Source organism: Enterobacter cloacae complex sp. SHL020 (assembly GCF_049236945.1).
In the GTDB taxonomy this organism is placed as follows: Bacteria; Pseudomonadota; Gammaproteobacteria; order Enterobacterales; family Enterobacteriaceae; genus Enterobacter; species Enterobacter dykesii.
Genome location: NZ_JBMKJF010000001.1, coordinates 320,455 through 333,762 on the forward strand (window position 1 = coordinate 320,455; position 13,308 = coordinate 333,762).

Sequence of the window (13,308 nt, forward strand, 5' to 3'; positions counted from 1 at the left end):
GAACGAAAATGGCAAAGGATACTACGTTTGAAATTCGGGCCGGTCATGGCCAGCAGTTGGGTGCTAATTATGACGGGAAAGGGGTTAACTTCGCGCTGTTCTCCGCTCACGCCGAGCGGGTAGAGCTCTGTCTGTTTGACCCGTCCGGGAAAAACGAAATCGCCCGGCTGGAACTGCCGGAATATACCCATGAGGTCTGGCACGGCTATGTGCCCGATCTGAAGCCCGGCGCGCTGTACGGCTATCGCGTCTACGGCCCTTACGACCCGGAAAACGGTCACCGCTTCAACCCGCATAAGCTGCTTATCGATCCCTACGCGCGTGAACTGGTGGGCGATATCGACTGGAACGACGCGCATTTCGGCTATGTGCTGGGACATGACGAACTGGACCTCAGTTTTGATACGCGCGACAGCGCGCCGTTCACGCCGAAATGCAGGGTCATCGACCCAAACGCATTCGACTGGCAGGACAACAGCCGGCCAAACGTGCCCTGGCCGCATACCGTCGTCTATGAGAGCCACGTGAAGGGCTTTACCCAGATGAACCCGGCCATTCCGCCCGAGCTGCGCGGCACGTTTGAGGGGATGGGACACAAAGCCTCGGTCGATTACATCAAGAGTCTTGGCATCACCTCGGTTGAGCTGCTGCCGGTTCACTGGTTCCCGGACGACCAGCATCTGCTCGACCGGGGCCTGAAGAACTTCTGGGGCTATAACACCCTCGGCTTTTTTGCTCCGGCGTCGCGCTATTACGGCCCGGCGGGGATCCAGGGCTTTCGCGACATGGTACGCGCGTATCACGATGCGGGCATCGAGGTGATTCTGGACGTGGTGTACAACCACACGGCGGAAGGAAATGAGCTTGGCCCCACGCTCTCGTTTAAGGGGATTGATAACTACAGCTATTACCGCACCCTGCCGGACCAGCACCGGTACTACATCAACGACACCGGGACGGGAAATACGGTCAACACCTCGCACCCGCGCGTGCTGCAGATGGTGATGGATTCGCTGCGCTACTGGGCGGAATCGATGCATATTGACGGTTTTCGTTTCGACCTCGGGACGATACTGGGCCGCGAGCCGGAAGGGTTTGACCCGCGCGGCGGTTTCTTCGACGCCATGACGCAGGATCCGGTGTTATCGAGACTGAAGCTGATTGGTGAACCCTGGGATATTGGCCCCGGCGGGTATCAGGTCGGCGGTTTCCCGCCGGGCTGGGGTGAGTGGAACGACAAATACCGCGATACCGTACGCGAGTACTGGAAGGGTGATAATGTCTCCAACGACTTTGCCGCACGGCTGCTGGGATCCGGGGATCTGTACGACCTGCGCGGGCGTCGCCCATGGGCCAGCGTCAACTTCATCACCGCTCACGACGGCTTTACGCTGAATGACCTGGTGTCGTACAACGAGAAGCATAACGCCGACAACGGCGAGGACAATAACGACGGGCATAACGATAATCGATCGTACAACTACGGCGAGGAAGGGCTAACCGAAAATCCGGATATCATCGCCACCCGGGAGCGGCAGAAGCGTAATTTCCTGACCACGCTGCTGTTTTCCCACGGCACGCCGATGCTGCTGGCGGGGGACGAGTTTGGCCGCACGCAGAAGGGCAACAATAACGGCTACTGTCAGGATAGCGAGATCTCGTGGATCGACTGGAAGGGGCTTTCCGAAAACGACGCCGCGCTGCGCGAGTTCACCCGACGGCTCATCGCCCTTCGCGCGCAACAGCCGCTGCTGCGTCGTGAGAGCTGGCGCGACGGGCTGGAGATCCGCTGGTTTAATGCCGGAGGCGGCCCGCAGCAGGCCGAACAGTGGGATGAAGGCTCGACGCTCGGCGTCTCCATCAGCAGGCCGGATCTGCGGCAGGAGGACGGCATCTGGCACGACGTGCTGATGCTGTTCAACCCGTTTGAAGGGACCGTGCCGTTCCAGATCCCGCAGTTTGGCGAAGGGGGATGGGTGCTGGAGCTCTCCACGGCGGATGACGCTGCCGCCGGGACCGCGATCACCGAAACCGTAGAGTACGAGCTGGCCGGACGCAGTATTACCCTCTTTAGACGTCCTTAGCTTCAGAGTGATGCCGCCGCGCGGGCGGCGGTGTCATACAGGGAGGAGATCGTGCGCAACAGCTGCGCGGTTTCGCCAATCGACTTCCCGGCAATACCGCTCTCCGCGTGGATCGCAATCAGACACGCTTCCCGCACGTCCCGGTACTTCATGCACAGCGCTTTCCCTTCCTCCGTGGTAGAGAAAAAGAGTTCTTTACCCGCTTTCTCGCTCGTCACGTAGCCCGCTTTAACCAGCTTTTTAAGGGCGTAGGTCACCACGTGGGTATCTTCCACGTTGAGGACGAAGCAGATATCGGCCAGCTTCTTCTTGCGGTCGCGGTGGTTCACGTGATGCAGAAGCGAAACGTCAAAGGCGCCCATATCCGGTTCGCCGGCAGCGGTCATGCAGCGCACCATCCATTTATTGAACGCGTTGCTGGTCATGATCAGCGCGTACTCCAGCTCTGATAACTCCGCGCAGCGCTCCGACACCAGATGGCGGGAAGAGACGATGCGACCGTCGTTGATATCGTCGCGATCGGGTGAAGCACTCTTTTTCGAGGTCATAACGTTCCTTAGCCAGAAATGTAAACTCATCGATAAAATAAGAACATTTTATTGATAATTTGTTTACATGTTTTTGAGGTTCAGATATAGCTTTTTAACGCAGGTTTTGTGAAGCCTGCCAACAAAAAACAACATCGCTCGCCGCAAATTAAAAAAATAGCCGCCGGCGCGCAACGCTCACTTTCGATAGGGTAAACGTTATGGACGGTACTACGCTGCTGCCGCTGATCGGGATACCGATCGTGGTTATTGGTTTTGCACTACGCTTCAACCCGCTGCTGGTGGTCGTGGTGGCGGGGCTGGCAACGGGTCTGCTGGTCGGGATGGATTTCGGGATGCTGCTGGAGACCTTTGGCGAAAAGTTTGTGAATAGTCGCTCGCTGGCAACCTTCATTCTGATCCTGCCGGTGATTGGTCTGCTGGAATACTACGGGCTTAAGGAGCGCGCCCAGGCCTGGGTGGCGAAGATCGCCAGCGCCACCTCGGCGCGAATTCTGATGCTCTATTTTGTCGCGCGTGAAGGTACCGCCGCGCTGGGGCTGATGTCGCTGGGCGGTCATGCCCAGACGGTGCGTCCGCTGCTGGCGCCGATGGCCGAAGGGGCGGCGCTGAACGAATACGGCGAGCTGCCGCAGCACATCCGCGACAAAATCAAAGCCCATGCCGCCGCGTGCGACAATATCGCGGTCTTCTTTGGGGAAGATATCTTTATTGCCTTTGGCGCGGTGCTGCTGATCGACGCCTTCCTGAAAGAGAACGGTATTCCGGGCATTGAACCGCTGCATATCGGCCTGTGGGCCATTCCAACCGCCATTGCGGCATTAATTATTCATATGACGCGCCTGCTGCGCCTCGATGCCAGCATCCGTCGCGACGTCATGGCCTGGCGCGCGGAGCAGGGCACGCAGGGGGCCACGCAATGATGACGCTTATCACCATTAACCGCGTGTACTACCTGATCGGCTTTGTCGTGATGCTGCTGGTTGTGATGACCCTGCGCGATCGCGCCAATCCGAAGCGCTTTACCACCGCGCTGTTCTGGTTCTTGTTTGGCGGGATCTTCCTGTTTGGCGACCTTATGGTGCAGGAGCTGGGGAAATCGCTGGCGTACCGGATCATTGGCGGCGGCGTCATCGCTATCGCGCTGCTGGCGGGCTTTGGTCTGGTCGGGAAAGGGCACTATAAAATGTCGACCGAAGACGAACGTCTCGCGTCGTCAAACCGCCTTAAAAACTGGCTGTTCCTGCCGGCGCTGATGATCCCGGTGGTGACGGTTATCGGGACGCTGTTCCTGAAGGGCGTGTCGATTGGCGGCGTGTTCCTGCTCGATCAGAAACAGCTCACCCTGGCGGCGCTGTGCGTGGCCTGCGTCGCGGCGATCCTCACCGGCTGGTGGCTCACCAAAGGCACGCCGCTGCACGCCATTCGTCAGTCTCGCCGTCTTGTCGATACCATTGGCTGGGCGGTGATCCTGCCGCAGATGCTCGCCATGCTCGGCGGCGTGTTCGTGGCGGCCAACACTGGGGATTCGGTGCAGAAGGTGGTGAGCCTGTTCGTTAACCCGGATAACCGCTTTATGCTGGTGGTGATTTACTGCGTGGGCATGGCGCTGTTTACCATGATTATGGGCAACGCCTTTGCGGCCTTCCCGGTGCTGAGTGCCGGCATCGCGTTACCGTTTCTGATCAACGTGCATCACGGCAACCCGGCGCCGCTGCTGGCGATTGGCATGTACGCGGGCTACTGCGGCACGCTGATGACGCCGATGGCCGCGAACTTCAATATCGTTCCCGCCGCGCTGCTGGAGCTGAAAGACAAATATCAGGTGATCAAGATCCAGATCCCAACCGCGTTAACCCTGCTGGTGGTGAACGTGTTCCTCATGTATTTCCTCGTGTTTCGCTAAGGAGCTGTTATGGAATTAACGCAACATCAGGCTGACGCGTTTGCCCGCATGCCTTTAACCTATTTACGGCAGGAATACCCGAACCACATCATGCACCTGCTGAATGATGATGGTGACGTTCTGCCGCCGCGCGAACTGCACCCCATTTTCTACGGCTGTTTTGACTGGCATTCGGCGGTGCACGGCTACTGGCTGCTGCTGCGCTGCGTGCGCCTCTACCCGGAACTGCCGAGCCGTGACGCGATCGTCGCGCTTGTCGACGAGCACCTGACGGACGAGAACGTGGCGAAGGAGCTGGCCTATTTCACCGCGCCGTTCCGCGCCTCGTTTGAGCGCCCGTATGGCTACGGCTGGCTGCTGGCGCTGGCCCAGGAGCTAAAGCAGTCGTCGCTGCCGCAGGCTGCGGTCTGGTATCAAACGCTCGAGCCGTTAACCCAGGATATTCGCGACAGGCTGGTGGATTATCTCGGCAAGCTCACCTATCCGATCCGCGTCGGAACGCACTACAACACGGCGTTTGCCCTGGCGCTGGGGCTGGACTACGCCCGAGCTGTAGAAGATAGCGCGCTTGAGCAGGCGATTGTGACGTCGGCGGAGCGGTTTTATCTCGCCGACACGCGCTATCCGGCCCACTACGAGCCCGGCGGTGATGAGTATATTTCCGGCGCGCTGACGGAGGCGCTGTTGATGAGCAAAGTATCAGAGGACTTCCCGGCCTGGTTTGACGCGTTTCTGCCGGATGTTGGCTCCATTGCGGCACTGATGAACCCGGCGGAAGTGAGCGATCGTACCGACCCGAAAATCGCCCATCTCGACGGATTAAACCTCAGCCGCGCCTGGTGTATGAAGCATATTGCGAAAGCACTTCCTGTCAGCCACCCGGCGCAACCGGCGCTGCGCGAGGCGGTGACGAAACATCTGGCCGCAAGCGTCGGGCATGTGGTCGGCAGCCACTATAGCGGCGGGCACTGGCTGGCGAGCTTTGCGCTGCTGGCGCTGGAGTAAACGAACGCGCAGCGCTGCATCAGTCTAGGCTGACGCCCGAACCGCAGGGCGCAGCCGGCTCAGGCTGAATAACACCGAAGCCATTGAGGCGATGACGCCTATCCACAGCGCAACATGGACGGCATGTTGAGGGTCCGATCCTGCCTCTGCGGCCATCAGAACCCCTACCACGGCCGCACCCAGACACTGCCCAAACGTCCTGACGATAGACAACACGCCGGAGGCGTAGCTGGCATATTCCCGCGCCACGTTAGAGAGCATCTCCCGGTTATTTGGGCTCTGGAAGCAGCCAAACCCAATCCCGCAAACCAGACTGCGCAGGCAGATATTCCACGCGGAAGGATTTTCCGGCAGGGTGGCCAGCAGGACCAGCCCACCGACAAAAATCATCAGCCCGATTGTCGAGATCAGCGGCGCGGAAATCGTATCCGCCCAGCGACCCGCGTGCGGCGCGATCAGCACGATGCCAATCGGCCACGGGGTGAACAGCAGCGCGGAGACCACCGGGCTGTAGCCATACACGCTCTGAAACAGGAACGGTAGCGCGACAAAGGTGATGCCCTGACTGACAAACGAGGCCAGCGAGGTCAGCGCGGCGAGGGTAAAGCGCCCGTTTTTGAAGATAACAGGCGGCAGTATGGGATTTTTTGCGCGCCGAATCCGCCAGATAAAGGCGAAGGCGCTGACCAGCGTGAGAACACCCCAGCATAAGGCCGCCTGGCTAATCGGGCGCGCCACGCTCTGAAGGCTGTCGGCCATCATGATCGCCGAACCTAACAGCGCGGCGGAGAGCACGGCGCCCGGCGCGTCAAAGGGAGTGCGGTCAACGGCCGATTCCCGCGGCAAGGCCCGCCATGCCAGCAGCAGGGCGATGCTTCCCGGAACAATGTTAATGGCGAACAACCACTGCCAGCTCAGCATGTCCAGTATGGTTCCGCCGAGTACCGGGGCAATAGCCGTGCTGGAGGCGATAAGCAGGGCGTGCAGCCCCAGAATGCGGCCCAGAAGCCGACCCGGAAAAACGGATCGCAGGATCGCCGGAGCGATACTCAGGGTCGCCGCGCCGCCGATGCCCTGCAGAATTCGCATCCCGGTTAACATTTCCGGCGTTGCTGCCAGCGCGCAGCCGAGCGAGGTGAGCGTAAAGGTAGCAAGCCCAACAAGAAACACCGGGCGATAGCCCACGCGCGCCGCCAGCGCCGCGAAGATGGCTAGCGTCATTGCCGCTGACAGCAGGTAACCGTTGGCGAACCAGACCGCAACGTTCGCGGGAACCTGCATCGCCCTTGCCATGGAGGGCAGCGCGATGTTGATCATGGTGCCGTCAAAGACGCCCATCAGCGTGGTGGTCATGACGGCGGCCATCACCCGGGCGCGTTCATGCCCGGGTAAGCCTTCATCGCCGGGCAGGTTTGAAAATAGCGTCATCGTCGTTACTCCGGATAAGAATCGTGATGACGAAACTATAATCATGCGGTATACAGGGCGGAAGACGCAGCATTTGCACTTAATCATTGCACATAACGCCACATCTGAGGAGCCACCGTGTCCGATCCTGATTTTAACCTTCTGGTTGCGCTCGACGTTCTGCTGGCAGAAGCCAGCGTGGCGGGCGCGGCGCGACGTTTGAACCTCAGCACCTCCGCCATGAGCCGCACCCTGAGCAGGCTGCGGGAGGTGACCGGCGATCCTATTCTCGTGCGGGCTGGTCGTCATATGGTGCTGACGCCATGGGCCGAAGCCACCCGGGACCGCGCCAGAAGCGCCGTACATGAGGCGAGGGCGGTGCTGCAGCCCTCCACCGACACGCTGAAGGTGGAAAATCTCGAACGGCTGTTCACCATCCGGGCCAACGACGGTTTTGTGGTGGCGTTTGGTCCAATGCTAATTGCTGCGGTGGCGAGCGTTGCGCCCGGGGTGTGCATCCGCTTCTCACCGAAACCGGAAAAAACGTCACGCTACTTGCGGGAGGGGCTTGTCGATCTGGAGATCGGCGTGCAGAACAATATGGGGCCTGAAATACGGCTGCAAAGGCTCTTTCAGGATCGGTTTGTTGGCGCGGTGCGCATTGGACATCCGCTGTCATTTCAGCCTGAGGTCAGCCTTGACGATTATGTCGCGTGGGGCCATGTGGTGGCCTCTCCGAACGGATCGTTGCATGGGGCTGTCGATGACGCGCTGGCGGAACGGGGGATGAAACGCAAGATCGCCAGCGTAGTGCCCGGATTTCCGACGGCATTATCCGTGGCGCTGGCGTCCGATTTGATTGCCATGGTGCCGGCGCTGTACCTGCTCAATCAGCCGATGAACGAGCATGTACACGTCTTTGAACTGCCGTTTAAAACCCGGACCATTACGGTGTCGCAGATGTGGCATCCGCGCATGGAAAGGGATCCGGGGCATCGCTGGCTGAGGGAAAAGTTACTGGAAGTGTGTCGGACCGTGCGCTGACGCCTCAGGCCACTTTTCCCGGCACGGAGAGGATGAAGCGCGTCGATACCGCATCCGATTCCACGCGGACTTTTCCGTGGTGCGCCGTGACGATCGACTTCACGATGGCAAGCCCGATCCCGCTGCCTTCTCCTTTGCGCTGCCTTGACGGATCGACGCGATAAAAGCGGTCAAACAGCTTCGACAGATGCTCTTGCGGGATCGGCGTACCGGGATTTTCTATCATCAGCTCAACGTCGTCATCCTGTTCTCTGATGGAGACCGTCACCGCTTTCCCGGCTGGCGTGTAGCGCAGGGCGTTGGAGAGCAGATTATTTACTGCTCTTCTGAACATCTGCGGATCGCCTTCTATCAGGCAGGGCATCCCGTTAAATTTCAGCGTAACGTTGCGTTCTTCCGCCCAGGCTTCGAAGAAATCGAAGACTTTTATGACCTCCGCACTTAAATCAAACATCACCCGGTCAGGGATGAGCTGGTTATTATCCGCCTGCGCCAGGAAAAGCATGTCGCTGACCATGCGGGTCATCCGGTTGTACTCTTCAAGGCTGGAGTACAGAACATCTTCCAGCTCTTTCTGGGAGCGGTTCTGGCTCAGCGCGATTTCCGTTTGCGTCACCAGGTTGGTGATGGGGGTTCTGATTTCGTGCGCGATGTCGGCGGAAAAGTTAGCCTGACGGGTAAAGACATCTTCAATCTTTTCGATCATCTGGTTAAAGGAGATGACCAGCTGTTCCAGCTCAACGGGCACGCGGGACGGCTCCAGCCGCGCATCCAGGTTTTCCGAAGTGATATTTTTAATGGCGTTGCTGACGTTACGCAGGGGCAAATGCCCCTGACGAACCGCGATGCGAATGACAAGAATAATCAGCAGGCTGATCGCCGCGGCAATCGCCAGAAGATTCTTTTTCAGCGCCTCAAGGTAGTGCAGATGAAAATTAATTGAGAGCCCGATAAGCATGACGTAGCCCTGCGTTTTGCCCTGCAGCGTCGCCGTGCCTGAAGAGGCGATAATCCGGTACGTTTCCATTTTCATGTCGGACCCGGCGTGCATGGGGTTGGCAGGGTCTTCAACCGTCCAGAGAAACACATCCTGCGCGCGGCGGTGTTCGCTAAAGTCTGCCGCGTTCATCGCTGGGCGCAGTGCCGCCCCCTGCGCCGAGCTGAACAGGATATTTCCCTGCGGATCCAGGAGCAGGACGGCCACGTTGCGGTAGCTGGCCATCGACTCTTTGATTTTACTGATTTTCTTTTGGTCAGGATCGACCGGAGACTGCAGGATGCGGTGCATCGCGGTGCTGATTTGCTGCAGGTCGCTGATATCCTGCTCCGCGAAATGCTTTTCAACGGAATGCAGCATAAACCAGGTAAAGGCGAAAAAGGCCAGAATGGTGGAGAGGCTGATGAAGAAGGTCAGCCGCAGGGCAAGTGAAAAAGGGCGCCTGGCAAGCTTAACGCGCATCCGGTACCTCCAGCATATAGCCCACGCCGCGCACCGTCTGGATCAGCTTCGGTTCAAAATCGTTATCGATTTTCGCCCGAAGCCGCTTTACCGCCACGTCAATCGCGTTTGTGTCGCTGTCAAAATTCATGTCCCACACCTGGGAGGCAATCAGGGAGCGGGGAAGCACCTCTCCCTGATGACGCATGAAAAACTCCAGCAGGCTGAACTCTTTGCTGGTTAACGAGATGCGGCTTCCGGCCCGGCTTACTTTTCTCGACACGAGGTCAACCGTCAGGTCTGCCACCTGAAGCTGGCTTTCCGCAATCACCGTATTTCCGCGTCTCAGCAGCGTCCTCACGCGGGCGAGCAGCTCAGCAAAGGCGAAAGGTTTAATCAGATAGTCATCCGCGCCCAGCTCAAGCCCTTTAACCCGGTGTTCAATCGTCCCAAGGGCCGTGAGTAACAGGATGGGCATCCCTTTGCCGGCAGAGCGGAGCATGCGGACAATGTCCCAGCCGTTCACGTCGGGCAGCATGATATCCAGAATCAGCAGATCGTATTCCGCAGTCATGGCGAGATGGTAGCCGTTCAGGCCATTATCCGCGTGGTCCACCACAAACCCCGCTTCAGTCAGCCCCTTACTCAGGTACTCACCGGTTTTCGTTTCGTCTTCGACGATCAGTATTTTCATCGTGCTCCCCTGACTGGCTGCTGAAGACATTCTAGTGAGCGTACTGCCGTTAACAATGACTTACGCTAAAAATGACAACATTGTCATTATCCTGTCACCCGTCAAACAGGATGCGTTGCGTAGAGTAGCCCTAAAACTACTCTGGACTTTATTTGAACCGTTATGTTCCTGTTAAAACGACTAAGCATCAGTACGGTATTTATTCTGGCAGGCTGCGTCTCGCTGGCCCCGGAGTTCCAGCGGCCGGAAGCACCTGTCCCCCGGCAGTTTTCGCTCTCCCGAAACGGCCTGACGCCCGCGAAGGCGGGGTATCAGGACACCGGCTGGCGCAACTTCTTCGTCGACCCTCAGGTTGCCGGGCTGATTACGGAGGCCCTGAAGAACAATCGCGATCTAAAAATGGCCGCTCTGAAGGTTGAGGAAGCCCGGGCGCAGTTCAACGTGACGGATGCGGATCGCTATCCTCAGCTGAATGCCTCCTCGGGCATCACGTACAGCGGCGGGCTGAAAAGTGACAAACCCACCGCGCAGCAGTACGACGCGGGCCTTGCGCTTAGCTATGAGCTCGATTTCTTCGGCAAGCTGAAGAACATGAGCGAGGCCGACCGACAAAACTTTTTCGCCAGCGAAGAGGCCCGTCGCGCGGTGCATATCCTGCTCGTCTCTAACGTGTCGCAGAGCTATTTCAACCAGCAGCTGGCGTACAAACAGCTGCGCATCGCGCGGGATACGCTGAACAATTACCGGCAGTCCTATGCGTTCGTTGAGCAGCAGCTGGTGACGGGCAGTACGAACGTCCTGGCGCTGGAACAGGCCCGGGGACAGATCGAAAGCACGCGGGCAGAGATTGCCAAACGAGAAGGGGAGCTGGCGCAGGCCAATAATGCCCTGCAGCTGGTCCTCGGCACGTATCGCGCGCTGCCCGGCGACAGCGGCATGAACGCCAGCGACGTTGCGCCGGTAAAACTGCCTCCTCATCTTTCCTCCGCGATACTGCTGCAGCGCCCGGATATTATGGCGGCGGAGTATCAGCTTAAAGCGGCCGATGCGAATATCGGCGCGGCGCGCGCCGCCTTTTTCCCGTCTGTTTCCCTGACCAGCGGGCTTTCAACGGGCAGCACGGAGTTGTCCAGCCTGTTCACATCAGGGAGCGGGATGTGGAATTTTATTCCTAAAATCGAAATTCCCATTTTTAATGCGGGCAGGAATAAGGCCAATCTGAAGCTGGCCGAAATTCGCCAGCAGCAGTCGGTGGTTAATTACGAACAAAAAATTCAGTCCGCCTTTAAACAGGTTGCCGACGCGCTCGCGCTGCGGGACAGCATTAACCAGCAGCTTGCTGCACAGCAGCGGTATCTGGATTCGCTCCGCATCACGCTTCAACGTGCCAGAGGGTTATATTCCAGCGGCGCTGTCAGCTATATCGAAGTACTTGACGCGGAGCGTTCTCTTTTCTCCACGCAGCAAAATATTCTCGACCTTATTTATGCCCGGCAGGTTAATGAAATTAATCTCTTCACCGCGCTCGGCGGCGGTTGGGTCGAATAATCTTACTTAATTAAACAGGAAAATAACGATGCGCAATTCACTTAAGGCCGTTGTATTTGGTGCGTTCTCAATTGTGTTTTCTGCCGGCCTCCAGGCTGAGGTTCATCAGCACGAGATGATGAGTGCTGCCAGCGAAGGGGCCTCAGAGCAGGTCATCACGGGAACCGGTATCGTGAAGGGCATTGATCTCACGAATAAAAAAGTCACGATTTCCCATGAAGCGATCCCGGAAATTGGCTGGCCCGCAATGACCATGCGTTTTACCTTTATTCAGGCTGACGAGAGTATTAATTCTTTAAAAGTCGGCAGCCACGTGAATTTCTCGTTTGTTCAGCAGGGCAATCTCTCATTACTCAAGAGCATTAAATAGCGAGAAGCGGCATGGCCTCATTAAAAATAAAATATGCTGCCATGATAGTCAGCAGCCTGATTGCGGGAGGGCTGATATCAGTGACGTTATGGCAGGCGCTTCATTCATCTGAAAAAACGGAAAACAGCGTCTCTGAGAGAAAGGTGCTTTTCTGGTATGACCCGATGAAGCCAGACGTGAAATTCGATAAGCCCGGCAAATCGCCGTTTATGGATATGGATCTGGTTCCGAAATATGCGGATGAAAACGACAGTAAAAGCAATGCCGGTATCCGTATCGATCCGACGCAGGTCCAGAATTTAGGGTTAAAAACGCAAAAAGTGACGCGCGGAACGCTGAACTATGCCCAGACGATCCCGGCTAACGTCAGCTATAACGACTATCAGTTTGTCATTGTGCAGGCGCGCGCGGAAGGCTTTGTGGAAAAAGTGTATCCGCTGACGACGGGCGATAAGATAAAGAAAGGCACGCCGCTCGTTGATATTACCATTCCTGACTGGGTAGAGGCGCAGAGCGAGTTTCTGCTGTTGTCCGGCACCGGCGGAACGCCGACGCAAATCAAAGGGGTTCTGGAACGGCTTCGGCTGGCGGGTATGCCGGATGACGATATTCAGAGGCTGCGCGCGACCCGTACTATTCAGACCCGGTTTACCATCAGGGCGCCGATCGACGGAGCGATCACTGCCTTTGACCTGCGTACCGGCATGAATATTTCGAAAGATAAGGTGGTGGCGCAAATTCAGGGGATGGATCCGGTCTGGATCGGCGCGGCAGTGCCTGAATCCATTGCTTATCTGCTGAAAGAGACCTCTCAGTTTGCTGTTTCGATACCGGCTTATCCGGATAAATCCTTCCCGGTTGAAAAATGGAGTCTTTTGCCGAGCGTGGACCCAACCACCCGTACGCTGCAGGTGCGCCTGCAGGTATCCAACAAGGATGAGCTGCTGAAACCGGGCATGAATGCCTACCTGAAGCTGAATACTCAAAGCCAGGAAATGCTGCTGATCCCCTCCCAGGCGGTTATTGATACCGGCAAAGAACAGCGCGTGATTACGGTTGATGCGGACGGGAATTTTGTACCGAAAAGGATCCACGTACTACACGAATCTCAGCAGCAGTCCGGCATTGGTAGCGGACTGGAAGAGGGGGAGTCGGTAGTGGTCAGCGGTCTGTTCCTGATTGACTCGGAGGCCAATATTACCGGCGCGCTGGAGCGCATGCGCCACGCTGAAGCCGCTGACGACGCGCATTCTGGCCATTAAGG

At 57.7% G+C, this 13,308-nt stretch carries 12 protein-coding genes; 8 read left to right on the forward strand and 4 right to left on the reverse strand.

What is annotated here, in order from left to right:
- Nucleotides 1–8 precede the first annotated feature (8 nt).
- On the forward strand, nucleotides 9–2,084 hold the full coding sequence (gene glgX / locus ACOTZB_RS01500; protein WP_421626318.1) for a glycogen debranching protein GlgX: 2,076 nt from the start codon (nucleotides 9–11) through the stop codon (nucleotides 2,082–2,084).
- A gap of 2 nt (nucleotides 2,085–2,086) precedes the next feature.
- Here the strand turns inward: glgX and ACOTZB_RS01505 are convergent, their stop codons facing one another.
- A complete protein-coding gene (locus ACOTZB_RS01505) occupies nucleotides 2,087–2,632 on the reverse strand; it encodes a winged helix DNA-binding protein (RefSeq protein WP_023311843.1) in 546 nt (181 codons plus the stop codon).
- A gap of 200 nt (nucleotides 2,633–2,832) precedes the next feature.
- Here ACOTZB_RS01505 and ACOTZB_RS01510 point away from each other — a divergent pair, with 200 nt between their 5' ends.
- The 3 genes from ACOTZB_RS01510 to ACOTZB_RS01520 are packed head-to-tail and all read left to right on the forward strand — an operon-like array spanning nucleotide 2,833 to nucleotide 5,543.
- Nucleotides 2,833–3,555, forward strand: coding sequence for a DUF969 domain-containing protein (locus ACOTZB_RS01510; RefSeq protein ID WP_193807045.1), 723 nt, complete (start codon nucleotides 2,833–2,835; stop codon nucleotides 3,553–3,555).
- Entirely contained in the window at nucleotides 3,552–4,538 is a 987-nt protein-coding gene (locus tag ACOTZB_RS01515; protein WP_047653330.1) for a DUF979 domain-containing protein, read from the forward strand. Before ACOTZB_RS01510 ends, ACOTZB_RS01515 begins: the two co-directional genes overlap by 4 nt.
- Nucleotides 4,539–4,547: 9 nt before the next feature.
- A complete protein-coding gene (locus ACOTZB_RS01520) occupies nucleotides 4,548–5,543 on the forward strand; it encodes a DUF2891 domain-containing protein (RefSeq protein WP_421626319.1) in 996 nt (331 codons plus the stop codon).
- Between the two features lie 24 nt (nucleotides 5,544–5,567).
- On the opposite strand, the gene ACOTZB_RS01525 is transcribed toward ACOTZB_RS01520, so the two are convergent.
- The gene (locus ACOTZB_RS01525; RefSeq protein ID WP_421626320.1) at nucleotides 5,568–6,971 is read right to left on the reverse strand and encodes an MFS transporter; all 1,404 of its coding nucleotides are present in this window, start codon (nucleotides 6,969–6,971) and stop codon (nucleotides 5,568–5,570) included.
- Nucleotides 6,972–7,088: 117 nt separating this feature from the next.
- Here ACOTZB_RS01525 and ACOTZB_RS01530 point away from each other — a divergent pair, with 117 nt between their 5' ends.
- Nucleotides 7,089–7,994 carry a LysR family transcriptional regulator gene (locus ACOTZB_RS01530; protein ID WP_421626321.1) on the forward strand — a complete coding sequence of 302 codons (906 nt, stop codon included), beginning with the start codon at nucleotides 7,089–7,091 and terminating at the stop codon, nucleotides 7,992–7,994.
- Nucleotides 7,995–7,998: 4 nt separating this feature from the next.
- Here the strand turns inward: ACOTZB_RS01530 and ACOTZB_RS01535 are convergent, their stop codons facing one another.
- Together ACOTZB_RS01535 and ACOTZB_RS01540 are read right to left on the reverse strand one after the other, a co-directional pair.
- Complete coding sequence (locus ACOTZB_RS01535; RefSeq protein WP_421626322.1) at nucleotides 7,999–9,453, reverse strand: Cu(+)/Ag(+) sensor histidine kinase; 1,455 nt, start codon at nucleotides 9,451–9,453, stop codon at nucleotides 7,999–8,001.
- Nucleotides 9,443–10,126 (reverse strand): copper/silver response regulator transcription factor, encoded by a 684-nt coding sequence (locus ACOTZB_RS01540; RefSeq protein ID WP_421626323.1) that lies wholly within the window; start codon nucleotides 10,124–10,126, stop codon nucleotides 9,443–9,445. Before ACOTZB_RS01540 ends, ACOTZB_RS01535 begins: the two co-directional genes overlap by 11 nt.
- Nucleotides 10,127–10,288: 162 nt before the next feature.
- Here ACOTZB_RS01540 and ACOTZB_RS01545 point away from each other — a divergent pair, with 162 nt between their 5' ends.
- Genes ACOTZB_RS01545 through ACOTZB_RS01555 form a run of 3 tightly spaced genes read left to right on the forward strand, consistent with a single transcriptional unit; the run spans nucleotide 10,289 to nucleotide 13,306 of the window.
- A complete protein-coding gene (locus ACOTZB_RS01545) occupies nucleotides 10,289–11,674 on the forward strand; it encodes an efflux transporter outer membrane subunit (protein ID WP_421626324.1) in 1,386 nt (461 codons plus the stop codon).
- 28 nt (nucleotides 11,675–11,702) lie between these two features.
- Nucleotides 11,703–12,044, forward strand: coding sequence for a cation efflux system protein CusF (gene cusF, locus ACOTZB_RS01550; RefSeq protein ID WP_421626325.1), 342 nt, complete (start codon nucleotides 11,703–11,705; stop codon nucleotides 12,042–12,044).
- A gap of 11 nt (nucleotides 12,045–12,055) precedes the next feature.
- Nucleotides 12,056–13,306 (forward strand): efflux RND transporter periplasmic adaptor subunit, encoded by a 1,251-nt coding sequence (locus ACOTZB_RS01555; RefSeq protein WP_421626326.1) that lies wholly within the window; start codon nucleotides 12,056–12,058, stop codon nucleotides 13,304–13,306.
- Nucleotides 13,307–13,308: the final 2 nt, after the last annotated feature.